Origin of the sequence: Microcoleus sp. F10-B2, assembly GCF_036704965.1 — a bacterium.
Lineage (GTDB): Bacteria > Cyanobacteriota > Cyanobacteriia > Cyanobacteriales > Microcoleaceae > Microcoleus.
Genome location: NZ_JAUBTB010000063.1, coordinates 1 through 26713, shown reverse-complemented (window position 1 = coordinate 26713; position 26713 = coordinate 1). Strand labels below are relative to the sequence as shown.

At 47.7% G+C, this 26713-nt stretch carries 19 protein-coding genes; 13 read left to right on the top strand and 6 right to left on the bottom strand.

The window, feature by feature from the left end:
• The first annotated feature begins 328 nt into the window (after window positions 1-328).
• Window positions 329-1531, top strand: a complete 1203-nt coding sequence (locus tag QUA99_RS22465) for a hypothetical protein (protein ID WP_333241099.1) — start codon at window positions 329-331, stop codon at window positions 1529-1531.
• Window positions 1532-1679: 148 nt separating this feature from the next.
• On the opposite strand, the gene QUA99_RS22460 is transcribed toward QUA99_RS22465, so the two are convergent.
• Window positions 1680-2264, bottom strand: coding sequence for an endonuclease dU (locus tag QUA99_RS22460; protein ID WP_333241101.1), 585 nt, complete (start codon window positions 2262-2264; stop codon window positions 1680-1682).
• Window positions 2265-2514: 250 nt separating this feature from the next.
• On the opposite strand from QUA99_RS22460, the gene glpK reads away from it, so the two are divergent.
• From glpK to rpmA, 6 genes are all read left to right on the top strand, one after another.
• Window positions 2515-4002, top strand: coding sequence for a glycerol kinase GlpK (gene glpK, locus QUA99_RS22455; RefSeq protein ID WP_333241102.1), 1488 nt, complete (start codon window positions 2515-2517; stop codon window positions 4000-4002).
• 74 nt (window positions 4003-4076) lie between these two features.
• Window positions 4077-4448, top strand: coding sequence for a c-type cytochrome (locus tag QUA99_RS22450; protein WP_333241104.1), 372 nt, complete (start codon window positions 4077-4079; stop codon window positions 4446-4448).
• Window positions 4449-4617: 169 nt separating this feature from the next.
• The gene (locus QUA99_RS22445) at window positions 4618-5199 is read left to right on the top strand and encodes a DUF3122 domain-containing protein (protein ID WP_333241105.1); all 582 of its coding nucleotides are present in this window, start codon (window positions 4618-4620) and stop codon (window positions 5197-5199) included.
• 195 nt (window positions 5200-5394) lie between these two features.
• Window positions 5395-5610, top strand: a complete 216-nt coding sequence (locus tag QUA99_RS22440; RefSeq protein WP_333145179.1) for a hypothetical protein — start codon at window positions 5395-5397, stop codon at window positions 5608-5610.
• 414 nt (window positions 5611-6024) lie between these two features.
• Window positions 6025-6417, top strand: a complete 393-nt coding sequence (rplU, locus tag QUA99_RS22435) for a 50S ribosomal protein L21 (protein ID WP_333036112.1) — start codon at window positions 6025-6027, stop codon at window positions 6415-6417.
• Window positions 6418-6444: 27 nt separating this feature from the next.
• Window positions 6445-6744, top strand: a complete 300-nt coding sequence (gene rpmA / locus QUA99_RS22430; protein WP_333076164.1) for a 50S ribosomal protein L27 — start codon at window positions 6445-6447, stop codon at window positions 6742-6744.
• 202 nt (window positions 6745-6946) lie between these two features.
• Here rpmA and thiS read toward each other — a convergent pair whose 3' ends face one another.
• Both thiS and QUA99_RS22420 read right to left on the bottom strand, forming a co-directional pair.
• A complete protein-coding gene (thiS, locus tag QUA99_RS22425; protein WP_015176890.1) occupies window positions 6947-7159 on the bottom strand; it encodes a sulfur carrier protein ThiS in 213 nt (70 codons plus the stop codon).
• Between the two features lie 134 nt (window positions 7160-7293).
• Window positions 7294-8376, bottom strand: coding sequence for a thiamine phosphate synthase (locus QUA99_RS22420; protein WP_333241123.1), 1083 nt, complete (start codon window positions 8374-8376; stop codon window positions 7294-7296).
• A gap of 520 nt (window positions 8377-8896) precedes the next feature.
• Here QUA99_RS22420 and QUA99_RS22415 point away from each other — a divergent pair.
• A complete protein-coding gene (locus tag QUA99_RS22415) occupies window positions 8897-10639 on the top strand; it encodes a DUF1565 domain-containing protein (protein WP_333241107.1) in 1743 nt (580 codons plus the stop codon).
• A 692-nt stretch (window positions 10640-11331) separates the two neighbouring features.
• Here QUA99_RS22415 and QUA99_RS22410 read toward each other — a convergent pair.
• Complete coding sequence (locus QUA99_RS22410; protein WP_333241108.1) at window positions 11332-12006, bottom strand: peptidoglycan-binding protein; 675 nt, start codon at window positions 12004-12006, stop codon at window positions 11332-11334.
• 448 nt (window positions 12007-12454) lie between these two features.
• Here QUA99_RS22410 and QUA99_RS22405 point away from each other — a divergent pair, with 448 nt between their 5' ends.
• From QUA99_RS22405 to QUA99_RS22395, 3 genes are all read left to right on the top strand, one after another.
• The gene (locus QUA99_RS22405; RefSeq protein WP_333241111.1) at window positions 12455-14383 is read left to right on the top strand and encodes an SdrD B-like domain-containing protein; all 1929 of its coding nucleotides are present in this window, start codon (window positions 12455-12457) and stop codon (window positions 14381-14383) included.
• 381 nt (window positions 14384-14764) lie between these two features.
• On the top strand, window positions 14765-17446 hold the full coding sequence (locus QUA99_RS22400) for an SdrD B-like domain-containing protein (protein WP_333241113.1): 2682 nt from the start codon (window positions 14765-14767) through the stop codon (window positions 17444-17446).
• Between the two features lie 392 nt (window positions 17447-17838).
• Complete coding sequence (locus QUA99_RS22395) at window positions 17839-18699, top strand: SDR family oxidoreductase (RefSeq protein WP_333241114.1); 861 nt, start codon at window positions 17839-17841, stop codon at window positions 18697-18699.
• Window positions 18700-19084: 385 nt separating this feature from the next.
• Here the strand turns inward: QUA99_RS22395 and QUA99_RS22390 are convergent, their stop codons facing one another.
• Entirely contained in the window at window positions 19085-20113 is a 1029-nt protein-coding gene (locus QUA99_RS22390; protein ID WP_333241116.1) for a hemerythrin domain-containing protein, read from the bottom strand.
• Between the two features lie 346 nt (window positions 20114-20459).
• Between QUA99_RS22390 and QUA99_RS22385 the strand changes: the two genes are divergently transcribed.
• Window positions 20460-21725, top strand: coding sequence for a pitrilysin family protein (locus tag QUA99_RS22385; protein ID WP_333241118.1), 1266 nt, complete (start codon window positions 20460-20462; stop codon window positions 21723-21725).
• Between the two features lie 518 nt (window positions 21726-22243).
• Entirely contained in the window at window positions 22244-23512 is a 1269-nt protein-coding gene (locus tag QUA99_RS22380) for a pitrilysin family protein (RefSeq protein ID WP_333241120.1), read from the top strand.
• 484 nt (window positions 23513-23996) lie between these two features.
• On the opposite strand, the gene QUA99_RS22375 is transcribed toward QUA99_RS22380, so the two are convergent.
• A complete protein-coding gene (locus QUA99_RS22375) occupies window positions 23997-26255 on the bottom strand; it encodes a patatin-like phospholipase family protein (RefSeq protein ID WP_333241121.1) in 2259 nt (752 codons plus the stop codon).
• Between the last annotated feature and the right edge of the window lie 458 nt (window positions 26256-26713).

Sequence of the window (26713 nt, the reverse complement as noted above, 5' to 3'; positions counted from 1 at the left end):
AGGGTTACAGGCGATAGATCATTAAGGGGGATTTGTGGCGGGCGACGGCGCAACGCTCAAAGACTTTTCCCTCTGAGGGAAGGGAGACAGGCGGGAGACAGGGGAGAGATGTGCGATCGTCTCACATCTTGTATCATTTTCGATAAGTCTTGGACGGGCGGGCTAGAAGAGCCTAACCCCTACTCCCCACAAGAAAACTCAACTCTTTGTGTTTGTCGAACAGGCCCGAAAGCCTGTTCTCGATCGCGATGCCAGATATAAGATCGTCGGAAATCGTAACTTTCGAGCTTGTAGCTAGATTTGACACTCACTTTTAATCTGGTGTGCCGTGAAAAGAAATCTATCAGCCCTTAAAAAAGCTTTGCAGTTTGGAATTAGCGGTGCTGTCGGCGGTTTCGCCGGCAATCTCATCACCGAACCTTTCATGCAGCGACTCACTGGTTCGGCATCTTTTCCTGACAGTGTATTTTCCACAGGTCGCTGGTTTGGATTGGTAGGCGGTGGGATTGCTACTGCTATCATGTTCGGCTATTTTTACTATATAAAAGGCAAGCCTCAAATTAAACAGGCTTTTAAAAATGGCGGATTGTTTGGTTTAATTGCAGGAGCCATTTCTGGGGCGATCGCCGAAGGCATTTATAGCGGGATTGGCGATGGCAAAAACGAATTATTGCGAGTAATTTGCTGGGGAATAGCTGGCAGTTTGTTAGGACTGGGACTTGCACAGCGGATTCCTAATTTGGGAGCGCTTCGCGGCACGGGAGGCGGCGGTGTTGGGGGTGTTTTGGGCGGCTGTTTGTTTATTCTGTTTGCTTACAATTTATCCGGTACAGCAGGCCGTTTAGCTGGCTGTGCTGCGATCGGTTTTTGGATTGGAATTATGCTCGTTGTAGCTGAAACTTTGTTCAACAAAGCTTGGCTGGTAATTAGTTACGATACCGGAGCAAATCGCACTCTGACTCTGGGTTCCGAACCGGTGACTTTTGGTAGCGATGAAAATTTGTCTATTATCTGCATTCCTAATGTTTCGCCCTTGGCCATGCGGTTTCAATTGGAAGCAGGTCAAATTGTTTGCGAGAATGTGGATAGCGGGGCGGTTAGTTATTTGCGATCGGGCGACCAAAAGAGAATCGGCAACTGTACAATTACAGTAGGAAACTCTGACTTGCCTGCTCCAAATTCGGCTCAGGTTCCGCCTAGTATTAGATCACAAAAATCCGCAGCGGATTCTTTTACCAGCAGCCAATTTTCCCTGAAATTAGGCAGTCGAGTTATTCCTCTGAGTGCGGGAACTCAACTATTCACCTCTGACATACCGAGTTTAACAGCCGGAGCATCTAACGGTCTGGTAGCTATAGTCACTTCTCGATCGAGAAACGAGCTTTCGTTAGGATTGACCAATTTGTGCGATCGCGCTTGGTGGGCTACAGACATTCAAGGCGATATAAAAATGGTAGAACCTGAAAGTACCCTGACTTTGGCGTTGGGAACTCAAATCGAATTCGGCGAAATTGACGGCGAAATTGTGTAAGTAAGTAGGTAGGTACAAACTCATCGAATAACATCATTTACAATAAGCTTTTCATGGGCGGGCCGGATGCCAACCCCACAAAAAAAATTACTCTTTGTGGAACGGGCATCTTGCCCGTTCTTAACAATGACCCGTTCTTAACAATGATTCAAGCAGAACTGCCACTAACTCCATTAATTACCGCCGCACCAATCAAATGAGCTAAACGCAAAGCTTCAGGAACTTTACCAGTGTCTGTCAAACGCTGGAGAACCAGCGCAATTACTTCGGGTTGTTCGCCGCAAACTTGAAAAAAGAAAGGTTCAAAAGCGTGAATTTTTCCGGCGCGGCGCAACAATTCTAAACGGTATTCCGAGTCTGGTAAATGACCGAGTGCTTTTTCAACAGCAGCTAAATCTGGTTGGCGGCGCATGACAGCAACGCAAGGAACTTGCAGCCGCGAAGCTAACTCGGGAAGGTCAATAATATTGAAGCCGCCGAAAGCAATTCCGTCTAGCAAAACCAGATGCAATTGCGGCAAAAATTTGCCTCCGATGAGTAGTCCAGAAATAGCATCCGTGGCATCTAATCCGTCGGGGAAAACTTGTCCCCACACCATTCCTTCAAATCGAGTTCCCCCGCAGACTACGCCCGCGATCGACACCAAACTGCCGCTTGTACGAGAAAACGGAGCGTCGTCAAAGCCAATAACCTTAATTGTGCGATCGAGTCTGAGCAAATCTGCCAGTTTCAACTTGTGGAGTTCCCTAAGCTAAAGTTTTTGACATTAATTTGACTTCTAGATATACAGTAGATTCCACATTTATGAAGTACACTCGCCTATCGTGAGCTTCCCCGTAGGGACACGGCACTGCCGTGTCCTACACTTCTCTGCCAGTTTCAACTTGTGGAGTTCCCTCAACTAAAGTTTTTGAGATTAATTTGACTTCTAGCTATAGTATCATATACGTTAAAGACCTCATTACTAAAAATATTTTAGACAATTGGCAAAAAAATACGTAGCAGCGATCGACCAAGGAACTACCAGCACCCGGTTTATCGTATTCGATCGCCGGGGACAGATAATTTGCAGCAACCAACAAGAACACCAGCAAATCTATCCGCAACCGGGATGGGTGGAACACAATCCCGAGGAAATTTGGCAGCGCACCCAAAGCGTCATTAAAAATGCCCTCGAAATCGGCAATATCGACCCGAAAGATATTGCTGCTCTCGGTATTACCAACCAGCGCGAAACTGCAATTGTTTGGGACAGAAACACTGGCAAACCTTACGGCAATGCGATTGTTTGGCAAGATACCCGCACTCGCTTTATTTGCGAAAAATTAGGTGAATTTGAGGGCAAAGATCGATTTCAAGAACGATGCGGTTTGCCGCTGGCTACTTATTTCAGCGGCCCGAAAATCAAGTGGATGTTGGACAATATTTCAGGATTGCGGGAAGCTGCAAATCGAGGGGATGCGATTTTTGGCAATGTCGATACTTTTCTGATTTGGCACCTGACTGGCGGCGCGCACATTACTGATGTTACCAACGCCAGCCGCACGATGCTGATGGATTTGCAAACCCTCGATTGGGATGCCGAAACTTTGGAAATCATGGCAATTCCCCGCCAGATGCTGCCAGAAATTCGCCCTTCGAGTCAAGTTTTTGGAACTGCAAAAGGATTGTTAGATGGTGTTCCAATTGCTGCTGCTTTGGGCGATCAGCAAGCCGCCCTCGTCGGGCAAACTTGTTTCAGTCCGGGGGAGGCGAAAAATACTTACGGTACGGGCTGTTTTATGCTGCTGAATACCGGTGAGACGATCGTCCGTTCAAAGCAAGGGTTGCTGACAACAGTCGCCTACAAGATGGGGGAATCGCCCGCTGTGTATGCTTTGGAAGGCAGTATTGCGATCGCCGGAGCTCTAGTGCAGTGGCTGCGGGACAATTTGGGCATCATCAACACATCTGCAGAAGTAGAAACATTAGCAAATACAGTCGAAGATAGCGGGGGAGTTTACGTTGTCCCGGCCTTTTCTGGACTCTACGCACCCTATTGGAAAGACAGCGCGCGGGGAGTAATTGCAGGTTTAACTCGCTACGCGACTAAGGCACACATTGCCCGCGCAGTATTGGAAGCGACAGCGTGGCAAACGCGGGAAATATTGGACGCTATGAATCAGGATTCAGCAGTGCAGCTTTTGTCTTTAAAAGTAGACGGAGGTATGGTGGGAAATCACACGCTGATGCAGTTTCAGAGCGATGTTTTGGGAGTGCCAGTGGTGCGGCCTGTGGTAGCAGAAACTACTGCACTCGGTGCGGCTTATGCGGCCGGTTTGGCGGTGGGTTTTTGGAGTCAGCTAGCCGAATTGCGGGACAATTGGGCGGTGGATTTTATTTGGGAACCGAAAATGCCGATCGCACTTCGCGAGCAAAAATATCGCTTTTGGAAAAAAGCAGTTTCCCGCACATTCGATTGGGAAGAATGAATCGCTGAGTCAACCCGAAAATGCGTATTTAGTGATATCATTAAATCAAGCAGTATTTTTCAGATTGTAAATAGATGATTTCCATAAATAAATTAAAAAAAATCTTCACCGCCGTTTTATTGATACTGACACTGGCATTTGTAGAAATCGCCACTAATTCCCAAATGGCGATCGCAGATACAGCTACAAATCCCGCAACCGCAGCCGAAGTCTTCACCGCCAACTGTGCAGGCTGTCACATCAACGGCAGCAACATTATCAGGCGCGGCAAAAACTTGAAACAAAAAGCCTTAAAAAAATACGGCATGGATTCCATCGCCAACATTTCCAACTTAGTAACCAACGGCAAAGGTATTATGCCCGCTTACAAAGATCGTTTGTCGGAACAACAAATTATCGATGTTTCAGCTTACGTGCTATCCCAAGCCGAAACCGATTGGAAATAGCACCTCGGTAGATTATTTAGGACTTACGCAATCGTGCCTCATCAACCCGGTTTCTTCCTGTTTTCATAGTTACTCAACCAATATTTTTCGGATAAGCCGGGTTTCTAGACTACCATAAATAATCTATCAGAACTTGCGAGAAAAGTGGTTTAACGCGATATTTATAGAGGTGACGTGCTCAGCGCACACCCTAATTTTTTTAGGCTTTATTGTCTGGCAAAATAATTGTAAATTATCGGAGTATTGCAAATTGAAAAAACATTTTTGTTGGCGTAGAACTTTAACTATTATTAGCTTGTGCTTGTATCTGATATTAGCAGTTAGCCCGTCCGCTTTCGCCTCGATTCACAAATATCCAGAAACTGCAGAGACAGTAATGTTCCGATCCGTACAAAGCCTGCGCGATACAGACGATAAAGCATGGCAGGTTGTTTTGTACAAGCGAGTCAAGTCGGGAGTAGTAAAGTCTTTAAATCTGAGATTAGTAGGATTTCCGGGAATAGAAATGCAGCATCCTGTTCCGCTGCAAGTTGCGGCAGGCAAGCGCGAAGTTGACACGGCAAAAGATATTTGGAGCGAGTCGGATTTGCCGATTAATGTCGGAGAATACGATTTCAAATCAATAATTTCGCAATTGGCAAGTAATCGACCTTTGCGGTTGAATTTGCCTGTGAAAAATCAAAATGAAACTGAATTGCTAGTTCCTCCTTTTGCTGTCAGAGAATGGCGGTTGTTGTTAGAGAGAAACTAAATATACCAATTTAATCGCACGTTACATTTAAAATTGCTACAGTTTGATGTATGTATCAAAAGTAACTATGTTTAAGTATGCCTTAAGGTAGATTTAACGGATTTGAAGAGTAATTATGAAACAAACTAAAAGCTGAGTTAGTCTGGTGACAGAACTCCAATGTTTTAACGTGCACTTCTTCAGGGTGAATCTAGTATGACTTTAATCAGTAAAATTGTCCGAAAAGCTTTGGCGACAGGTTACTTAACGGTTGAGGCAGAAGAACAGTTGCGACAGCAGTTGCAGATGACCAAGTACGGTTTAGAAGATTTTGACGCTTTTATTAATTTGCAAAAAGAGGTGATGGAAGGTAGGGTGAAACAGCAAGCTTTGGAATTGTTGCGATCGCGCAAATGTTCTGCGACGGCTTGAATCCAGTTCGATCGACCTTTTGGATCGATGGGATAAAAAAGTTACAGCATCTTCTATATTTTATCCCTAACAGGGCTTACCCATTAAGACCGAAGAAACCGGGTTTTTTACCTAATCTCTGGCTGAAAACGCAGAATTTTCGTAAAAACACCCGGTTTCTGACCGCCCGTGCGTCCAGGACTACCTAATTAGAAATTTCCGGCGCGATCGAACTTGACAAAAATACCAAAATCAGCAATAGTTATAGATTGTCTGTCTAAATCCTGCTCGGATCAGGTCGAGACATTCCAAAAGCTGAAACAAACAACTCTAGGGCCTGCGAAGGCTTAGTGTGTGTAGCCCCAGGCTTCAATCTGCGGGCGCGGGTGCAAAACACCGCTCAGCTACCTGTACGGCAAACCCAACGACTATCCCATGACTTACGCAATTATTGAGACCGGTGGCAAACAATTTCGGGTAGAACCAGGCCGCTTCTACGACATCGAACTGCTTCACGTTGAAGCTGAATCCAAAGTCACCATAGACAAAGTATTTCTGATCCAGCACGAAGGCGAGGTTCATATCGGCCAGCCTCTACTAGAAAATGCCACTGTAGAAGGAACGGTTCTACGGCATTTCCGGGGCCGCAAAGTCCTCGTCTACAAGATGAAGCCGAAAAAGAAAACTCGGAAGAAAAAAGGGCACCGTCAAGAAACAACTCGCTTTATGATTGACTCGATTAGCGTCAACGGTACAGTCTTAGCCGCCAGAGACTTAACTCAAGCAGTTGTGGAAACTCCCCAAACCGCCGAAACTGATTCAGAATAAAACATAGCAAATACAGTTGAGGATATTATGGCCCACAAGAAAGGTACAGGCAGTACACGTAACGGACGCGACTCTAATTCTCAGCGTCTGGGCGTCAAAAAGTACGGCGGTCAAGTTGTCAAAGCTGGCAACATTTTGATCCGCCAACGCGGCACTAAAGTTCACCCCGGTAATAATGTTGGTATCGGCAGAGATGATACTCTGTTTGCTTTGGTTGACGGTGTGGTGACTTTTGAAAGAAAGGGCAAAACTCGCAAGAAAGTCAGCATTTATCCTGTTGTAGCAGCACCTGTGGCTGAACCCGTGGCTGAAGCTGTCGCTGTTTAGTTCCTCGTTCCTAGGTTCGGCAGATTCCTGACAACTTAGCGTAGAACCGATAGTCCGACAGGGGTTGAAACCCCTGCCTCAAAGCTAAAGTCCTCGCTATGAGGACTGAAGAACTTATTAGTCCTCTTGAGAGGACTTTAGCTATTAGCCAGGGAATTCATTCCCTGGCGGACTAGAGGCTTAATTTGTCACCCATTTGTGGCTAGCCTCCTCCGACAATTGTGACAACTTCTAAGATGTCGCCCTCTTGCATCTGTGTAGTTTCCCAAAATTGTTTGTGCAGAATTTCCCCGTTGTACTCCACAGCCACCAAACGGGGGTTTAATCCCAATTGTTCTAGTAATTTTGGTAACGGTGTGTCGATCGCACAATTGCGGGTTTCTCCGTTAACTTGCAGCGCAATTTGATTTATCATCAGTTGTTAGTTATTAATTATATCAAATCCGGTGGCATCGGTATTAATATTACCCACAGTCAGGACACGGCAATGCCGTTTCCCTACAATTATATCCGGGTAGGGAAACGGCATTGCCGTGTCCTCGTCGTTTACTAAGTTTTCCCGTGCAAAGCTTTCTGAGCTTTTAGATTCTGCATCCGAATCAACTGCGAGATGAAAAACTGCGTCACTAAAGTAGGCTGTTCTGCTTCCATAATCGCCCGTACTGCGGCAACCCTTTGAGCTCCAGCATTCAATACTTCATCGAGGTTGTTGATATCAATTCCGCCGATCGCAAACCACGGAATCGGTGACTTAGTAGCAGCATACCGCACATAGTCCAAACCCGCCGCCTGTTTATCAGGTTTAGTAGGAGTGGAATAAACAGGCCCAACTCCAATATAGTCGGCTCCCCCATCAACAGCTCGCTGCATTTCCTCGCCATTGGTAGTCGAACAACCGATGATCCGTCCCGGGCCGAGCAACTTGCGCGCTTCGGCTACAGGCAAATCTTGCTGTCCTAAGTGTACGCCGTCGGCATCCGCTGCGATCGCCAAATCTACGCGATCGTTGACAATCAGCAAAGCATCGTAGCGGTGACAAAGTTCGCACAACTGGCGCGCGTTAGCCAGCTTTGCGCCGTCGTCTGAGCTTTTGTCGCGGTACTGCACCAAAGTCAGTCCGCCTTGCAAAGCAGCTTCCACGACTCCCATCAAGTTGTCTCTCGGCGAAGTTACGAGGTATAACTGCGATCGGAGTAACTGCTGGTAGCGCCGGTAAGCCAGCAAATCGCTTTCGAGAGTATAAACCCGATAGCGCATCTGCTTAAAAGCCGCGCCCATATTCCGATCGTAAATTTTGCCATACTCTTCGAGTACCCGCAGAGCTTCTTCCACCCGAGAGAAATTCGCCTCCAGTAGCTGCTGAATGCTCGAACGCTGCTCTTCCTGCGGGTGAGTCAACTCCGTACCCGGATCGGCCGGCGTATCCCTAGCACTGCGCAATTCTGCGACGTGCCAAGCAGCCAATTCCTGGCGAAGTTGCTTGCACTCGCCAGCCAAATCGGCGCTGTTGAGACCAAACCTGCACCATTCTTCAATAATTCTCAACCCTTCGCGCGATCGATCTAAATTTGCATCTAAGATCCGGCAGAGGGCTGGCTGTGCCGGTAAAGTTCTGTTTTGTTTGTCGGTCATTCTGTTTTGTTTGTCGGTCATTCAGAACCACCCTAATTATAATTAATCGTACCAATCAACCCGCTATATTCTCCCACGCCGTCATTCGATTTGAGATTTTAGATGCAAGGATTTTGGATTGACTTGCGCGAGATAAATTCGGGGGATTGAGGATTTTAGATTTGAGATGCTTTCGATTGATTCCACGGAGCGAGACGGGGGCTTGTACCACCTTGGAAATTCTCGGTCAAGATCGTAGCAAAGCGATCGGCCTAATTTTTACCTCAACCGATTTAATTTAGACAAATTTTTAAGTTTTATTGAATTTGAGAAAAACGAAGCATAATAGATCAAACTTGATGAGAGTGAAATCGTTAAGCTGCGTACCACACTTGGGAGGAGAGCCGTGAGGTTAGCAGAACAACACAAAAGATTAAGGGAGAACAACCCAAACAGGCGGGCGTATTTAAACTTCGATCGCGAAAACCCGACACGAAACACCGGAGGCGAAACTCGGCTTACAGATAAGTTGCGTTTTTTTATGCTGATTTACTCACAACAGACCTGGTGCAAAGAAAATCGATCGCAAAAATCTTGTTTGAGTTCTTGCCTTTTGCTCGTTTTTGCCACCACCGCCCTTTGCAACCATCAACCGTCAGTTATCGCTGCCGGGATACCCGGAGTGCAGCTACTTTCTCAGACCCTAGAGAGCGAGATTAACATACTGTACGTCAGCTCCACGGGCGGCAGCGACACAGGAGGCAACGGCAGCGATCGAGCTCCGTTTAAAACCCTTACCTACGCCTTGAGCGTGGCCCCTCCCAAGACAGCGATTTTGCTAGCGCCCGGTACTTACAGCGAGCAAACCGGCGAAAAATTTCCGTTGATGCTCAGGCCCCGCGTGACAGTTCAGGGAAATCCCAACACTCGCGGTCAGAATATTGTCATCAAAGGCGGAGGATACTTTATCAGTCCGACTTCGGCGGGTCAAAATATTGCGATTTTAGGCGCAGACAGGGCGGGACTCAGCGGGGTGACGGTCACGAATACTAACTCTCGCGGTTACGCTTTGTGGATCGAATCGAGTTCTCCGACGGTTGTCAACAATACTTTTTCTGGCAGCACTCACGACGGAATTTCGGTAGTCGGTACTTCCAGACCGACGATTGGCGGGAATGTTTTCTCGAAAAATGGAGCTAACGGCATCACGATTTTTGGCAGTTCCCAGCCGGAAGTTCGAGATAATGTGTTTGAAAACACGGGATTTGGAGTGAATGTAGCGCAGAACGCTTCGCCTCTGCTGATCGGCAACAAAATTACTCGCAATAAGGACGGCGTGGTGGTGCAAGCTGATGCTAGACCGGTGCTGCGCAACAATTATATCGAGAGTAACCGGCGGGACGGAATTGTGGCGATATCGAGAGCTCTGCCGGATTTGGGAACTGCTGCCGAACCGGGGGGCAATGTCATTCGCAACAACGGTCAGTACGATGTGAACAATGCTGCCAAAGGTCAAGTAATCCCAGCTTACGGCAATCAATTGTCGAGCAGCCGGACGACGGGATCGGTTGATGTGGCGGGAGCTTTTACCCCTGGGCCAATGGGGGGAAGTGCTTTGCAGCTAAGGGCCGATCGACCTCCCAGCATCGGTGGCCCAGACACTTCTCTCCCGGCTTACACTCCCGGGCGGCTAAGTCCCCGAGTTGAAAGAGCGCCACTTCCCCCGCCTGCGCCCGTTTCCAGGCGACCGGTGCAAAATCGCTCGACACCGCCAAGCGCTCAGTTGCAGCAAGAGCTTTCTCCGAGAAATGCCGCTGCTTCATCGTTAGCCCAAGGGGCGATCGCCATTCCCGTGCCCGATCCGAATTATCGATCAATTTCGGAAAGTTCGGTACAGCAACCAATGATTCCTCCCAATTTTGATAGTTCGAGTTCGGTTTCTTCCGAGGGTAGATTGCCGGTTCCGGGTGGCAACATTCCGATAGGAAGGGGCGGTTATGTCCCTGCACCTTTAGGGGGGAATTCTTTGCGCGATTCCCGGGAGAGTGCGCCGTCATTCGATCGAGCCAGAGCTTTGGGTTTCCGGTATCGAGTTGTGGTGGATACCGACAGTTGGCGCGATCGACAAAAAATGCAATCTCTCGTTCCCGGTGCTTTTCGCTCTTTTTCCAGCGGACGACCGGTGATGCAAGCCGGTGCTTTTCGGGAACGCGAAAAAGCTGAGGAATTGCTACAAATGCTCAGCGCTAACGGTTTGAATGCCCGAATTGAGGATATTAAATAGTTATTGGAAATTGGGCATGGGGCATGGGGCATGGGGCATGGGGAATATCCTTTCCGGCTAATCACCGATAATGATTGGGAAGTGCGAGCTTCTAGCTCGCGAGCTAGAAGCTCGCACTGTTAACCAATAACCAATAACCAATAACCAATAACCAATAACCAATAACCAAATTTTAGGGCCTAGCATATCGGATGCCAGACCCTAAAAAGTTTGTAAATTAAGTTGATTCAAATGGGTTTTTAGCTCTGCTGAGTTTCAGCAAACTACAACTAAGGTGGACTTTTTTGCAACTACTCTGCGGACGAGCTAGCTATCAGCGGAGTCTATTCAGACTTCTGTGTTTGACTGTGCGATCGCAACTTTTGATTAATCAAATAGCCTCAAGCTATCTAAGAAATCCCTATCGCAATGTCAACCTTTCCTTGCTAATAAGCTACACGGTTCAGGCGTTGCCTGCGGACTAGAGCCGATCGGGACAAATACTCTAATTCCAAATTTTTTATCCAAGTTTTTTGTGCTTCTTGGTTTTGCCCCTCATGTTTTTAAGTTAACACCAACTGCCCGCATAAAAACACTTTGTTTACCAAACTTGACACTTTTTGATGTGATGAAATACTTCCAAAAGCGATTATTAACAATTTGTACGATCGCCCGATACGGCAACGTGCATACCAGGCACTTTGCGCTTGCTATCAACGCAGCAGAGCTTCCCAAGTTGCGCGGCCGACAATGCCGTCTGCCGGCAGTTGATATTGTCGCTGAGCCGCCTTGACAGCAGCTTGAGTTTGCGGGCCGAACACACCGTCAGCACTCACCCGCAAAAATCCCTTTGCCCGCAGCCGTTCTTGCAAATCTCTGACTGCCGCCCCCCGCATTCGTCTTCTCAAAACCGGAAAATTGGTTGGCTGCGCTTGGGGGTTAATCTCTGAGTTGTCGGCATTTACAGGATCGTTAGCGATGGGGTTTTCGAGCGCGCTAGCTGCCGGAAACAGCCGGTTCCAAGTATCTTGACCGACTATGGCGTCGGGAGGCAGACCTGCTGCTTCTTGGAACTGAGATACAGCTCTAGCGGTGCTTTGCGAGAAAATTCCGTCTACAGTGTCAGGGTAAAAGCCCAATAATTTAAGAGCAGCTTGGAGTTCGATCACTTCCGAGCCGCGGCTGCCCAATTTGAGCGTGGGGCGGGCGCGAGCACCGGTTTGAGCGATCGGGCTGTTGCTGTTACTCTGTTCGGAGGTAGGTAGCTGTGCTGCAACAGGAGTAGGGGCGATCGAGCCTATTGCCAATAAACCGCACAAACTCCAGCCGAAGAGCAAACTGGGAACCTCGCGGGCGTCATTCCAGCTTGCTGTCAAGTTTTGGGACATTGGGAATTCGACCTCTGCAAAACTGGTAGCGATCGTACATCAAATCTGGAAAAAATTGGGAATTTCGGCAACGAGCAATGTACGGGATGTAACGGATGGATGTTAAGCCAACAAGTCAAGCGTGAAGTTCGGCAACGGATTGGCAAGGACGAATTTAACGGATGGGTTTTGAGCGAAGAAGTCAAGCGTGAAGATTTTCTCCCTCTTTCACTCTCCCACTCTCCCACTCTCCCACTCTCCCACTCTCCCACTCTCCCACTCTCCCCCTCTCCCCTTCTCCCACTCTCCCACTCTCCCACTCTCCCACTCTCCCCCTCTCCCCCTCTCCCCCTCCCCTTCCCTTTCCTAAAAAAAATTTATCTCTCTCAAATAGCTGCAATTGGCAAAAAAACTGCTAGATTGCCCTACAGAAAACATTGAACCGCGTTCATTGGGCCCCAGCAACACCATGTCCGAATCCACCCCCACCAGAACCGCCAGCCAAATAGACATCGGCAACGTCAACATCGGGAACTTCCAAGTCGGCAGCATCAGCGGCAACAAATACAACGACCTCAACGCCAACGGCCGACCCGATCCCGGAGAAGTGCCAATTCCCAACTGGCAAATCTACCTCGACCTCAACAACAACGGCCAGCCAGAGTTTAACGAACCTTCCACCCTCACAAACGCGCAAGGCAACTACTTCTTCGGCAACCTGCCGCCGGGCACTTACCAAGTTAGGGAAGTCCAGCAGCCGAACTTTCGCCAAACTACTCCAAATCCCGCACCCATCACGATTACCAGCGGGACAAACGCTGGCAATATCAATTTTGGCAACAACTTCAACGCAGGGACGATCGCAGGCACAAAATTCAACGACATCAACAGCAACAGCCGCCCCGATCCTGGGGAACCACCGCTAGCTAACTGGCAAATTTACCTCGACCTCAACCGCAACAACAGGCTCGACGGCGGCGAACCTTTTACTTTTACCAACGTTCAAGGCAATTACGCTTTTGTCAATATTCCCGCAGATACATATTTGGTGAGAGAAGTCCAGCAACCGGGTTTTCTCCAAACCACGCCCGACCCCGCCCCGGTTAGCGTTACTTCCAATGCCACTGTCAACAACATCAATTTTGGCAATGTCTTTTTTGTCGGCAGCATCAGCGGGCTCAAGTACAACGACCTCAATGCCAACAGCGTCCGAGATGCGACAGACCCGCCTCTGCCCAACTGGCCAATTTACATCGACCTCAACGGCAACGGCAGCTTCGATCCGGGCGAACCCAACACCATCACAAACCCGCAAGGCAACTACACTTTTGCCAATGTTTCTCCCGGCCGGTATTTGGTGAGGGAAGTCCAGCAACCGGGATGGGTACAGACTACGCCAAATCCAGGCCCGATCGACATAACTGGCAATACCAACGCTGTCGGCGTCAATTTCGGCAACAATTTTCCCACAGGCAGCATCAGCGGCTTCAAGTTCAACGACCTCAACGCTAACGGTATCAACGAACCGACGGAACCGAGAGTTGGCAACTGGCCGATTTACCTTGACCTCAACAACAACAACGCCCGAGATCCCAATGAACCTTCGACTTTAACAAACCCCCAAGGTAATTTCTCTTTTATTAACTTGCCCCAAGGCGTTTATTCGGTGAGGGAAGTCCCGCAGCCCGGTTTTCGACAAACCACGCCAAATCCGACTCCCATTACCGTGGGCAACGGCACAAATGCCACTAATCTCAGCTTTGGCAACGTGTTGGTGACGGGCACGATCAGCGGTGTCAAATTTAACGATTTTAACGCCAACGGCCGCCTAGATCCCGGGGAACCGCCGATCGCCAATACTCAGATTTACATCGACCTCAACAACAACAGCAGTTTAGATCCGGGTGAAGCGAGTACCTTCAGCGATGTTCAAGGCAATTACAGTTTCCGCAACGTTCCGGTAGGTAGTTATGTTGTCCGCGAAGTTCCGCCGCCCGGTTTCATTCTCACGACTCCGCCTGCGGTGGTTGTTGTCTCGGCAGAGATTCGGGCCAGCAGCATCGATTTGCTGACGGGAGATGCTGAGGGCAAGTCAGCTTTAGCTTTAGATAGCGACCCGCTGACGGGTGGGGGCAGTTATTTAGATGGGGAAACGGCGGCAAAAATTGAGGCAGATAGTTTGTTGGGGAGTGGGGGTCAAGGCAGTTATCAAATTCGAGATGTTTTGACCGATCGAGAGGTGGCGGATTTAGGTTATATTTCTAACTTTAGGCAACAGAATGTCGGTCTGGACCCGAATTCAGAAAGCAGGGAATTTGTCAAGGCAAATTTATTAATTGATTCGGCGATCGCGCTGTCGGATAGGATAGGGAATGTTAAAGATTTTCAGCTTTTTTAGAGGCGGGCGATATCGCGAAATATTGGCAGCGGTTCCACAAAAACCGAACTGTGACGGCACGATTCCGGACGCTGCCGCTCGTCGCAGCATGCAGTCAGTGAGGTGCAGGCACTTGACTCCGCACTGCGATTCGCCTGACGGGCGATCGACAACAGCAGCAAATATTAAGCTTAAATTGCCAGAGCTATTCAAAACCTGATATAATCTCGTGCGACAAAGCTTGAGAAATTCTGATGTTAAATCAGGAACATTCAAGTGAGTGTAAACGTATGTACGATCGAATAGCAATCGTCAGTCGCTAGCAGCAGCTAGCTGCTGATCGGCAAAATGATACAGTAGCCTGTAGCTTACATAGATTTAGGTGTGAAGGAACAGACAATCATGGCAAATTTAACTAGCGAAGAGCGCATAGCCCAGCAAATATCGGCTGTTCAACCGGTAGCTCCGGTACGGCCGGTTCAGGTGGGGAATGCTGGCCCGGCAATTATAGGACTCAAATTTAACGACCGCGACGCCGATGGCATCAGAGATCCGGGTGAAGAAGGTTTACGGGATGTCTCCATTCTCCTGGAACCAGCAACAAGCTCCAACCGTACATTCAACGCTAATGCCGGGGAGGCTGTAGCCATCACGGATGCTAACGGCGCGTTCTCATTCACAGGTGTTGCTCCGGGTAACTACATACTCACAGAAACAGTACCTGCGGGTTTCCGCGCTACTACTCCCAACCCCCTCGCTGTCACCGTTAGCACTACAAACGCCACCGTTTTCTTTGGCAACACCGCACTTGTGGGCAGCCGGATCGTTGGATGCAAATACCTAGACACAGACAACGACGGCTTTCGAGATGGGAACGAACCGGGCATTAAAAATGTCAGAATATATCTAGATATCAATGGCAACGGTCAATTCGATCCAGCAACGGATCGTGCAACGCTAACAGACAAAAACGGTCGGTGGTCGTTCGACGTAGAACCAGGAACCTACAAGGTTCGGGAAGAACGGCTCAGACCGCCAGCTCCCAACAGCATACTAAGAATTCAGGATACTTCTGTTCCTCCGACAGCCGAACCCTTAGAAGAAGATTTTCCCCAAAGCACCCCCCCCGAAAGCATTCCCCTGCTCGACGTAACGGTACGCGCCGGCGAGACTTTTGCCTGCGCTCAAGTTGGCAACACTCCGCTCTACCAAATCGAAGTTAACAAATTTCAAGACATAGACCGCAACGGCACCCGCAATGTGATCAATGGAGATTTAGAACCTGCGGTTCCCCTGGTACCGTTCATTTTAGATTTGGACGAGGACGGTCGTTGGGATGAAGGCGACGAACCCATCGCACTCACCGATGGCGACGGAAAAGTTACCTTCCGCGACTTGTTCGCTGGCAATTATTCAGTATTGGAAATTTTCCCAGACACGCTGTCGCGAAGCTTATTGCCAGCAGGAACAACTCTCCCAGATAGGCTAGTAGTACCGGGAAGAACGGATGTCTTCAGACCTGGCAACATCAACCTTCCAGTAGCAACCACTGCCAACCCTACGGTGGTTTCAGCTCCAGGACCTTCGGCACGATTCCAGGGTACTATCAGCAGAGAGCAACCGCTGTTAGTAGCAGACTCAAACTATACACTGAAACCCAACGATCCTAAATTCGTAGACACCAACCGCGACGGCGTTCGACAAACAACCGAAAGGCTGATTGCAGCAACAGGCGAGCGACCGATTTTTGCCAACACCCCCGTACCTTTCCCAGCACCTAACCCCTCGCCAGCAATTGTCTTTAGCCCTGTGAATCCCAATAACTTGGTAGGAGATAACTTGGGGGTGGGCAACACTCGACCGAACATCACTATATTCAAGTACAGAGACTTGAATGCCAACGGTCGCTTTGAGCCAGAACAAGGCGAAGCAGGTGTCAATGGCGTCCAAGTTTTTATTGACCTCAACAACGACGGTCAGTTTCAGTCAGGAACAGAACCTACGGTCACAACTCGCGACTTACAAACTAACGAACGACCTGATCTTGTGGGAGGAGCGAGTCGTGCGGGTCGAGCACTGTTCCAGAACTTAGCTCCCGGCACTTACACGGTGCGGGAAATTGTACCCCCTACTTTGTCGCCTTCTACACCTGCTGCTGTTACGGTGACTCTCAACACTCAGGATGCTAACGTTACTTTTGCCAACACCCCGAACAGCAACATCACCGGTTGCAAATTTGAGGACTTCAACCAAAACGGCTATCGAGATGGAAACGAACCGTTCATTAACGGTGTTGTCGTTTATCTCGACCTCAACCGCGACGGCGTGCGTCAGGCAAGTGAACCTTTTCAAACTACCAGCGGATTTGGTACTTTTGCGTTCAATAATTTAACTCCCGGTACTTACAGCCTGCGAGAAGAACTTTCTGCTGCTCAACAGAATTTTGTGCAAACGACTCAACCGCTGGATATTGTTCTGGGCCCCAATCAAACTTTTACTTGCGCTTTGATTGGCAACACTCGGCGTTACGATTTGTTGGTTCCAAAATTCCAAGACGACGACCGCGACGGCTTCCAAGATGCAGGGGAACCGCCTCTGGTGGGTATTCCGTTTGTTTTGGATTTGAATCGGAACGGTCGCTACGATCCGGGGGTTGATAGTCCGATAGTCAGAACAGATGCTAATGGGATTGCTCTGTTTCCCGATTTGTTGCCGGATACCTACTCGGTGTTGGAAGTCTTCGATGCGAGCGTTCCGAATCCGTTCCCGATCCCCACTGGACCGAATCCGGTTAACTTTGACGTGCCGGGTCCGAATACAGTGCCTTCGCCTCCAAGACCGGCAAGATCTATTCAGAGTCTCGATCCGCTGACGGAGGGCGGTCGGGTGTCTGCTTCTGCAGTAGCCAGCGATGATTACAGCGAGGTCGTACTTGATCATGCTGGTGTGGCTTATGTTGATAATTTCGCCACCGCTTTGAAAGAGTCGGCGGATGCTTTGATCGGAGCGTTTGTAGAAGCTCAGAAGCGTGACGATGAATCATTGTTCATCGGTCCTTCTTCTACTTCGCTGTTTCAATCTTAAGTTGGGGATCTAATTTGAGACTCAGCAATTAGCAACTAGCTTGTTTAAACTGCACGTCAAATGATGTTTTGGCGTGCTTTTTGCTGTTGTGACAATAATTAGAGGCTCGCGGGGCGGGTTTATGGATTTCTTGAATTACCGGAAATATTTTTCATGAAACCCGCCTCTACAACAAATATATCCCCACGATCTTAGGCGCTGGTTTTACCGACAATCTTTGAGGAAAACTCACAATTTATATCAACCCATCCGCCACAATCATGGGCTCGGCTGACGGGTTTATTTATCTGTTTAATTACTGTCTTTAGTCGTAGAGGACGATCGGCAAAAAGACCGATTCCCCAGTTCCAGAAAACCTTTATTTATAGAGGTAGAACTTAGAGGAATATGTTATGCCAACCGAACAGAAGATTAATCCGGCTCAACATCAAGAACAGCAACCCGGTATTGAATCGCAAATGACCCCGCAACCTCAATCCTTCGCGAAGGGATATCGCGGTAGCGACAAATTGCGGGACAAAGTAGCCTTAATTACCGGCGGAGACAGCGGTATCGGGCGTGCAGTGGCGATCGCCTTTGCGAAAGAAGGCGCTAACGTGGTCATCAGCTATCTCAACGAAAATGATGATGCCAAAAAGACAAAAGAGGCGATCGAACAACAAGGCCGCCGCTGTATTGCGATCGCCGGCGACATCGGCGAAGAAAGCACCTGTAAAAACCTTGTAGAACAAACAGTTAAAGAATTTGGCCATCTCGACATCCTCGTCAACAACGCCGCCGAACAGCATCCCCAAGAAAGCATCGAAAACATCACCGCCGAACAATTAGAGCGCACCTTCCGCACCAACATTTTCTCCATGTTTTACCTCACCAAAGCCGCTCTCAAACACCTCAAAGAGGGAAGTGCAATTATCAACACTACCTCTGTCACCGCCTACAAAGGCAACCAACAATTGTTAGATTACTCCTCCACAAAAGGAGCAATAGTTGCCTTTACTCGCTCCTTGTCTCAAAGTTTAGCTGAGAAAGGAATTCGCGTCAACGGAGTCGCCCCCGGCCCAATTTGGACGCCTCTAATTCCTGCAACTTTCCCTGAAGAAAAAGTGGAGAAATTTGGTGCAGACACGGCCTTGGGACGCGCCGGTCAACCCGATGAAGTTGCCCCCAGTTACGTATTTTTAGCTTCAAAAGATTCGTCTTACATGACCGGTCAAATTTTGCATCCCAACGGCGGTTCTGTGATTAACGGCTAAAATCTTCTTGCTCCCAATGCTCGTAGGGGCGGGTTTTACCGAAAATCTTTGATGAAATTAATAATATAAATAAACCCGCCCTCCACAACTCGGGGGCGGGTTTATTTATATTATTAATTACCCGAAATATCTTTCGTGAAACCCGCCGCTACAAATAATACCAATTTTAAACGAAATAACAGTATTCTTGTTCCCCCCGCAATGCAGCGGGGGGCTAGGGGGGTCGAAGAGTGTTGCACGATTTTAGAGAAATGGTATAATATGTTTATTTTTTAAAATTGTCTTTCAAAAAAACAGTAATCCCGCTACGTGGGTAGCGGGATTGATAGGTTGCAGTTTAACTATTCTCTAGTTTTGCTAGAGTTAAAATTAGCCTACTGCTGAATTAGCTCATGCTAGCCATTTCTTGCTGGATGGTGCTTTTGGCTGCTTTGAATTGAGTAGCCATTTGTTCCATTTGTGCTTCGCTCAAGTTGCGGCGAATTTGAGGGAACATATCGTTTTCTTCTTCTTTTACGTGATCCTGAACCGCTGTTTGGAGCTGTTTGATTTGGGCTTTGAACTCAGGAGAACTCGGGCTCATTGACTTAATCTTGGCGAGCATTTGCTTCATTTCTGCTTGCTCGTCGTAGAGTTCTTGAGTGTTGCTGTAGTAGCTGCGAATTGCTGGGTAAACAATTTGTTCTTCTGCTTCGGCGTGAACGCTGAGATCCTTGTAAAGTTGACCGAAGAATTCTTGCAGTTTTTTCGGATCGTCGGTTTTTTCGATCTCCATAAATAGGGTATCGGCTTTGCGGTGATCCATTGTGATGATTTCGGTGATGTTCATCTCATTTTTGGTGCGAGTAACTGCACCGCCGATGATGCCTGTCATGGCTGCCATTGCATCTTGCACGCGGGCCCAAACGCCTTGGTCGGGGTCTTTGCCGGTCAGTTCGCGCACTCCTAAGACTTCCATAACTCCTTTGAGTTGTTCTTGGTGAGCGCGGTTTTCAAAGTTAACTGTGTTGAGTGGAGTAATGGCGGCTTCGATGTCGGCGCCAACTACTTGGGCGGCTTTGTGAATTAACAAGCCGGCCATTGTTTGTTTGTGTTTGAGCAGTTCGTGCTGGCTGACTTTTTCAAACAATGTGAGTTCAGAACCGTTCATTAGTTTCTGAACTTCTTCGATCATTTTTGTGAATGTTTCTTTGGGTGCGGTTTGAATTCCGTATTGAACGATTACGGTTTCTAATACGCCCAAGTTTTTGCGATCGTCCTCAAGCATATCCCGGAAGCGATCGCACAGTTCGGAGTCGTTGCAGGAATTGATGAACAATTGCTCGTTGGCGATCAGCAGGTTTTGCAGCGCTTTCATGTCTGCTAATTTAGTCGCGATCGCTTGGCGCTTGGTATCTTCTAAGGTAGCTACCATCTGTCGTTTCTCCTCTCAAGGTCTTTAGTGTTCTTACATCTTTTAATTTATTGATATATTCTGATAACATCCTCTTTCTCCCGACTGATTCATTAATATCCCGTGCAACCTATTGACTTTTAAACCAAGAAATGATAGTTAATTAATGCTAAGGTCGTTTTTGAAAAAAGCAGAAATTACCCTTAATAACAACTGCCAACTGACAACTACCAAGCGCCAACTGCCAACAGTCAACTGACAACTGCCAACAGAAGACTGACTTTTGTATCAATTAATCCCGATCGCATAGCTGTAAAGCGCTACGATAGTTGCAGCCGAAGTTAACTAAAGTTTAAGAATAACTAGCTTGTCTCAACTGCTCACTGCTTTAGAGTTCCCAGCCAATGTCTGGAAGCTCAACAACGGGTTAACGGTCATTCACCAGCGGATTTCGACCACACCGGTGGTCGCGCTAGACGTGTGGGTGAGGGCTGGCGCTACGCTGGAGCCGGATTCTTGGTCGGGAATGGCTCATTTTCTAGAACACATGATATTTAAAGGGACGGATTCGATCGCCCCGGGAGAATTTGACCAAGTAATCGAAAATCGCGGCGGTGTCGCGAATGCAGCTACAAGTCACGACTACGCCCATTTTTTCGTCAACGCTGCGGCCGATTATTTAGCAGAAACAGCCCAGCCGCTGGCAGAATTGCTGCTGCGGGCTTCGATTCCCGATCGGGAATTCGATCGCGAGCGAGATGTGGTGCTCGAAGAAATCCGTCAAGCTCAAGACAATCCCGATTGGCTGGGTTTCCAAGCTATGATGGAAACAGTTTACCAGCGACATCCCTACAGGCGATCGGTACTCGGCACGGAAGAACTGCTGATGTCGCGAACTCCCCACGAAATGCGCTGTTTTCACCGATCGCACTATCAGCCGGAAAATATGACTGTGGTGGTAGTCGGGGGAATTGACGAACAACAGGCCAGAGATGTTACGGAGAAAGCATTCGAGCAGTTTTCGGATCGGTGGGATTGTCCCAAATTAACCGCAGAGGCGGAACCGCCACTGATAGAAATTCGCCGTCAGGAATTGAGCATCCCCCGATTAGAACAAGCGCGGCTGATGATGGCCTGGACGGGCCCGGGAGTTGAACACTTGCAAAGTGCTTGCGGCTTGGATTTGCTGTCGGTGTTGCTTGCAGACGGGCGGACTTCGCGTTTAGTCAGGGAACTGCGAGAAGAATTACAATTGGTAGAGGCGATCGACAGCACTTTCTCGCTGCAACGGGAATCGAGTTTATTTACTATCAGTGCAGTCTTGGAAGCGAAGGATGTCGAAGAGGTGGAATCTCGGATTTGCGATCGGCTTTGGCAATTGCAGTCTGAGCCTGTTTCCGAGGTAGAATTGCTCCGCTGTCAGCGTTTGCTGTGCAACGATTTTGCTTTCTCGCTCGAAACGCCGGGACAGCTAGCGGGTCTTTACGGATATTACAATACGATCGCCAGTGCGGAATTAGCGCTTAGCTATCCCACCAGGATTAAAGCATTTGGGCCCTTAGACCTCCAGCGCCTAGCTCAACAATATCTCTCTCCCCGACGCTATACAGCCGTGGTACTCAAACCAATCTAATCGTTAAGCTTGTGAATATAAGGATCGTCAATTAAATAATTGCCCTTTTTTCTTGTGGGATGGGCGTCCCGCCCGTCTATCGGGGACGGGCGGGACGCCCATCCCACAACAAACAGGAAAAGTGGATTTTATTTAATTCTCATTCCTAAATATCTTTTGTACCGGATAGATGTTCGGCATTTGTCCGGGGTTCTTTGTGCTTGTGGCGCACCCTACGGGATAGATGTTGTTATAGCAGGAGGCAGGAGGCAGGAGGCAGAAGGCAGGAGGCAGGAGGCAGACGTAATCAGAGCAAGGGTTTTAGCAATCGATCTCGTCCGGCGCCGCCTTGGCAGTTGCTATACATTTAGATGTTGTGGGTCAGGCCCGGCCCGGTATGACATCATACAAGATGCACGTGGAAAATAGAAAAATGGCGATCGAGTAATTACAAATTACAAATTACAAATTACTAATTACCCATTTTCAATTACCAATACTTCAGCTACGCTCAGTACAAGTTCCCAACTAAATTAACCATGAAAAATGAAATCCAGCGCACGGTTTTAGACAACGGTATTGTTGTCTTAGCAGCAGAAAATCCAGCAGCAGATATTATTGCAGCTAGGATATTCCTGCGGGCCGGCAGTCGCTACGTGCAGCCGGAACAAGCAGGATTGTGTCACTTGCTGTCGGCGGTAATGACTAAGGGAACCGATCGACTGTCTTCGCTGGAAATTGCCGAACGTGTAGAATCGGTGGGAGCGAGGTTGAGTGCCGACTCTACTACAGACTATTTTTTAGTGAGTTTGAAAACGGTTTCTGCGGATTTTGAGGAGATTTTGGAGTTGGCGGCGCAATTGACGCGATCGCCCACTTTCCCGGAAGCTGAAGTCGAACTCGAACGCCGCATTGCCATATCGTCAATTCGATCGCAGCAAGAACAGCCATTTGCGATCGCCTTCGAGCAATTGCGGCACTCGATGTACCAGGAACATCCCTATGCTTTCTCTCCCTTGGGCACGGAAGCTACTATGTCAAAGCTCACCAGAAACGAGCTTGAACAGTTCCACAAAACCTATTTCCGTCCCGATAATGTAGTTATTTCGGTAGCCGGCAGAATCTCGACCGAAGATGCGATCGCCCTGATCGATCGAACTTTTGGGGACTGGAAAGCGCCTTTAACACCCTTACCAACTTTAACCGTCCCCCCTCTATACCCCTCCCCTCAATCGGTCGTTACAGCGCAAGATACGCAACAATCAGTGATTATGCTGGGCTACCTCGCACCCTCTGTTAGAAATCCCGACTACGCAGCGATTAAGTTGCTGAATACTTATTTGGGTAACGGTTTGTCGAGCCGATTGTTTGTGGAATTGCGGGAAAAGCGGGGCTTGGCTTACGACGTTTCCGCGCTCTACGCGACGCGCTTGGACACGGCTCAGTTTGTTGTGTACATGGGTACGGCGCCGGAAAATACAACGACTGCTTTTGAAGGATTGCGTGCAGAAGTCGATCGGCTCGCCAACACCGAACTAAGCGACGAAGAATTGCAAGCTTGCAAGAATAAAATGCTGGGTCAATATGCTTTAGGAAAACAAACTAATTCGCAAATAGCCCAAGTTTTAGGCTGGTACGAAATTTTGGGATTGGGAATTAAATTTGACCAGCAGTTTCAAGAAGAAATTGCACAGGTGACAGCTTCACAAGCGCGGGATGCTGCTAAGAAATATTTTGTAGAACCCTATGTTTCTTTGGTGGGCCCGGAGGCGGCGATTACAGAGTTGGGTGTAGTGGCTGTTTGTTAAGTAGGAAATTGGCGATCGAACTTTTCAAAAGTTCGAGCGATGCGCTCGCAGATAAAAAGACTTTTCGCTTAACAATTATTTGTGCTTTGCGATCGCTTTTAACCTTTCCAAACTTAACAACAAAGCCAACTATTCTTGCTGGCATTATCTAGAACTGAAACCGACCACCTCAACGAACATTTCGCTGCTGGTATAACGTTCAGGTTGAGCGGTTGCAAATAGCACTCCTAGCACCACCAGCGACTTTCAACAATCCCCTCCAACCGAATTGTTAGGTTGCGCCGTTAGCTTAACGATTCCGCGATCCCGCCTTTGCTAAATAGACAGTAGGTGTAGATCGCTAGACATTAGACTTCTTGCAAAAGTCCTTTCGATCAAATTTTCGGACGGGCTCTCCGGCCCATCCCACAAGAGAAAAAACTTTTTGTGGGACGGGCCGGAGAGCCCGTCCCAGCTATTTTTGCAAGAGGTCTATTAGCTTAATCTAACTCAAATCGTTGCCAATCGATCCGATCACACAAGGGTTATGATTGTCATTCATACGCACCCGACCGTTTGCAGAGCCTTGTCGGAATTTTTCGATATCACAGGTTGCGGGGTCAGGTGTCTGCCGATCGATAAATTTCCTTGACCGCTCAGAGATGAGCCAACCCAGAGGCAACTTAACGCCATCACCTGACTTTTTCAGGAACAAGGTTCTGAATTTATATTTGAGTGGATCGTCAATCCCATCATTGACCGTGAAAGTAGACAACTCAACAGCACTGCGGCTGCGGGACTCGCGCGCACGAAACAAGGCACGAACTGGCGATAAAACCTCGTTGAGTCCTACACTCTTGAGTTGAGTTGTAGGCTCGTTCAATTGCCCATCAATTAAGGATAGGTAGACAATTTCAAAAGTTGTTCCGTAACCCTTAAGTCGCTGTAAGCTGCGCCCAATGTCCAAAGCAGTAGGAATACCAGAATTATCAAAATAACCGCCATCAGCCAAATGCAATTTACTTTTGTCCTTACTGCGTTGGTACCACCCTACAGGGGTGAAGTAGGGAAAACGAGCACTGAGGCCAGCCGCTGTACTCAGTTTCAAATCTAGATCGGGTTCATCAATGGCAATATTTTCTTTGTTGGGCAAGTTAATCTGAAAGGGGCTGATCACCAGGCGATCGCCAGTTTCGACAACAGTTGTGTTGAGAACCAGTGCAGGGGCTATGCCCTGGGGCTGCCAGTGTTGGTAAAAAGACTGCCGCAAGGGATTATCTTGATTTGGAAGAGACAGCTTATCCCAAGCTTTTTCAAACGCAACTTCCAGACCTCTTCCCCGATCCCAATCGTATATTGGGAAAAAGATAAATCGTTGAATCAGGTCAGGGAATAGCCCCATCGTTAGGAGGGGCGTAAGCAAGTCACTGCTAAACAGTTTGCTAGCCGTTTGGCTAAGGGATTTACCACTAATTCCACCAAATTTCACCAAACTTGAAAAGGCAGAAGCCCCCAAGCTACCGCCAGAAACACTACTGATTGCAAATATATGCTGAGGAAAACTTGGAAAATATTCTGTTAGCTTTGTGAAGCCTGTCGCTGCATGATAAGCGGCATAGATACCCCCACCTTGAGCCGCAGCGATATAGACAGGATACGGTTTATTTGAGAATTGATCGAGATCGGGGCGATTAGCTAACCATTGCTGAAAACTAGATTCTAAAGCTGGAAGGACTGACTTTTCGGGTTTGCTAAATTGTCGAAAGCGATGATTGTCATTAAAATTAAAATTGCTAGAAACAACAATCAACACGATGAGAATCGTAATCCCAGGTATTTTGGTTTGCAGACCCCAGTCGTAAATTGTTGAAAAAACAACCACCACAATCGTCAATGATATTGCCACCACACTAATTGATCCCAGCAGATCGGGAAGAAATGTCGGAGGCATTATCAACCCTAATGCGAGGGATGCCAGCAGGGAAATTGAACAAGTCCTAACAACTGTAATTCGTGATTTTAGCGTGTGTTGCCAAGAAAACAGCGCCACATTAAAAAATACGAGCAACAGAAAAACAGCAACTAAACCAAAAGACAACTGTGAATCTTTTGCTGCCACGATCATAGGCAAAGATAAAACAATAAAAACAAAGCAGGCAATATTAACAAAGATATTTTCAAATTTTTGCCCAAATAGACCTTCCCCCTTCTTATTAGAGGCAAAGGAACCTAGGAACTTTGAGTCTTTTAAAATTTCAATTCGGTTAATTATTAAATAACCTAAAATTCCTAATAAAACTATATTGCTAAACATCCACACTAGCAAAAAAATTTTGGGAGTAGGATCTGATAAGTTATGCAATGTTTTTTGGGTAGCCCAAGTGCCATAAGCAAGGCTACCCAGTGGTATAGCACCTAGCAAACGAGGTGCATTTTTGTAGAAGCAATCGAATTTTGGCTTGTAGAATTCAGGAAGACGAGCTTCATAGCATTTCTCATGTAAACGTGCCGCGAACCACACACCAAGTGAAAGCAAAACAACAAATACTGTAGAAAAAACTGCCTGAGATACATTCTGATCGAAAGCAATTACACGATAGACCTCAATGGTTTGATCGATCTGGGTAAAAAAATACCAAGCTGCGATTGCAACTGTCAGAGGCACTCTTAAATATATCAAGAACTGCACGATGGGTTTAAGCTGGTTTTCAAAGCAATTAGAAAATTTTTGACTTAATTTATTTCTGTTATTAATTTCAGCCATATATCACTACCCAATGACTTTAAGGGAACATCTCTATCTTGAAATAACTGCAACCTAACGGCTAAATTGAGCGGAAAACGATCGCGTCTGACTCAAACCTCAAATATTGCGAGTTTGTCAGGTCAGATTCAATGATTCGTTAGGCATCGATCGCTTAACAATTATTTATGCTTTGCGCTCACCCATAACTTCAGCTTGACTAAAATCATAGGTGTTTGTCCGCTCCAATGATTTGTTATACCTCGATCGCTTCAATAGTCCGGACTGTTTTAGTTCTTAGGCTGAAAACCTCGATTTTCCGTTCGTAGCGAACTTGCCTTGGAGCCTTGAAACCCTGATTCTATGATTGGCAATCAAAAACTGTCCGAAGTATTGTTAACAATTAAGCTGAGACGCAGCTAGATTGTATAATATAAAAAAATAAGCAATCATTAGTTATAGTGTATGCCAGCCAAAAA

What these genes read in the sequence shown, in the direction of transcription:
- QUA99_RS22450 (WP_333241104.1), top strand. Translation starts at nt 4,077, where the DNA reads ATGATTTCCATAAATAAATTAAAAAAAATCTTCACCGCCGTTTTATTG.
- QUA99_RS22440 (WP_333145179.1), top strand. Translation starts at nt 5,395, where the DNA reads ATGACTTTAATCAGTAAAATTGTCCGAAAAGCTTTGGCGACAGGTTAC.
- rplU (WP_333036112.1), top strand. Translation starts at nt 6,025, where the DNA reads ATGACTTACGCAATTATTGAGACCGGTGGCAAACAATTTCGGGTAGAA.
- rpmA (WP_333076164.1), top strand. Translation starts at nt 6,445, where the DNA reads ATGGCCCACAAGAAAGGTACAGGCAGTACACGTAACGGACGCGACTCT.
- thiS (WP_015176890.1), bottom strand. Translation starts at nt 7,159, where the DNA reads ATGATAAATCAAATTGCGCTGCAAGTTAACGGAGAAACCCGCAATTGT.
- QUA99_RS22420 (WP_333241123.1), bottom strand. Translation starts at nt 8,376, where the DNA reads ATGACCGACAAACAAAACAGAACTTTACCGGCACAGCCAGCCCTCTGC.
- QUA99_RS22415 (WP_333241107.1), top strand. Translation starts at nt 8,897, where the DNA reads ATGCTGATTTACTCACAACAGACCTGGTGCAAAGAAAATCGATCGCAA.
- QUA99_RS22410 (WP_333241108.1), bottom strand. Translation starts at nt 12,006, where the DNA reads ATGTCCCAAAACTTGACAGCAAGCTGGAATGACGCCCGCGAGGTTCCC.
- QUA99_RS22405 (WP_333241111.1), top strand. Translation starts at nt 12,455, where the DNA reads ATGTCCGAATCCACCCCCACCAGAACCGCCAGCCAAATAGACATCGGC.
- QUA99_RS22400 (WP_333241113.1), top strand. Translation starts at nt 14,765, where the DNA reads ATGGCAAATTTAACTAGCGAAGAGCGCATAGCCCAGCAAATATCGGCT.
- QUA99_RS22395 (WP_333241114.1), top strand. Translation starts at nt 17,839, where the DNA reads ATGCCAACCGAACAGAAGATTAATCCGGCTCAACATCAAGAACAGCAA.
- QUA99_RS22390 (WP_333241116.1), bottom strand. Translation starts at nt 20,113, where the DNA reads ATGGTAGCTACCTTAGAAGATACCAAGCGCCAAGCGATCGCGACTAAA.
- QUA99_RS22380 (WP_333241120.1), top strand. Translation starts at nt 22,244, where the DNA reads ATGAAAAATGAAATCCAGCGCACGGTTTTAGACAACGGTATTGTTGTC.
- QUA99_RS22375 (WP_333241121.1), bottom strand. Translation starts at nt 26,255, where the DNA reads ATGGCTGAAATTAATAACAGAAATAAATTAAGTCAAAAATTTTCTAAT.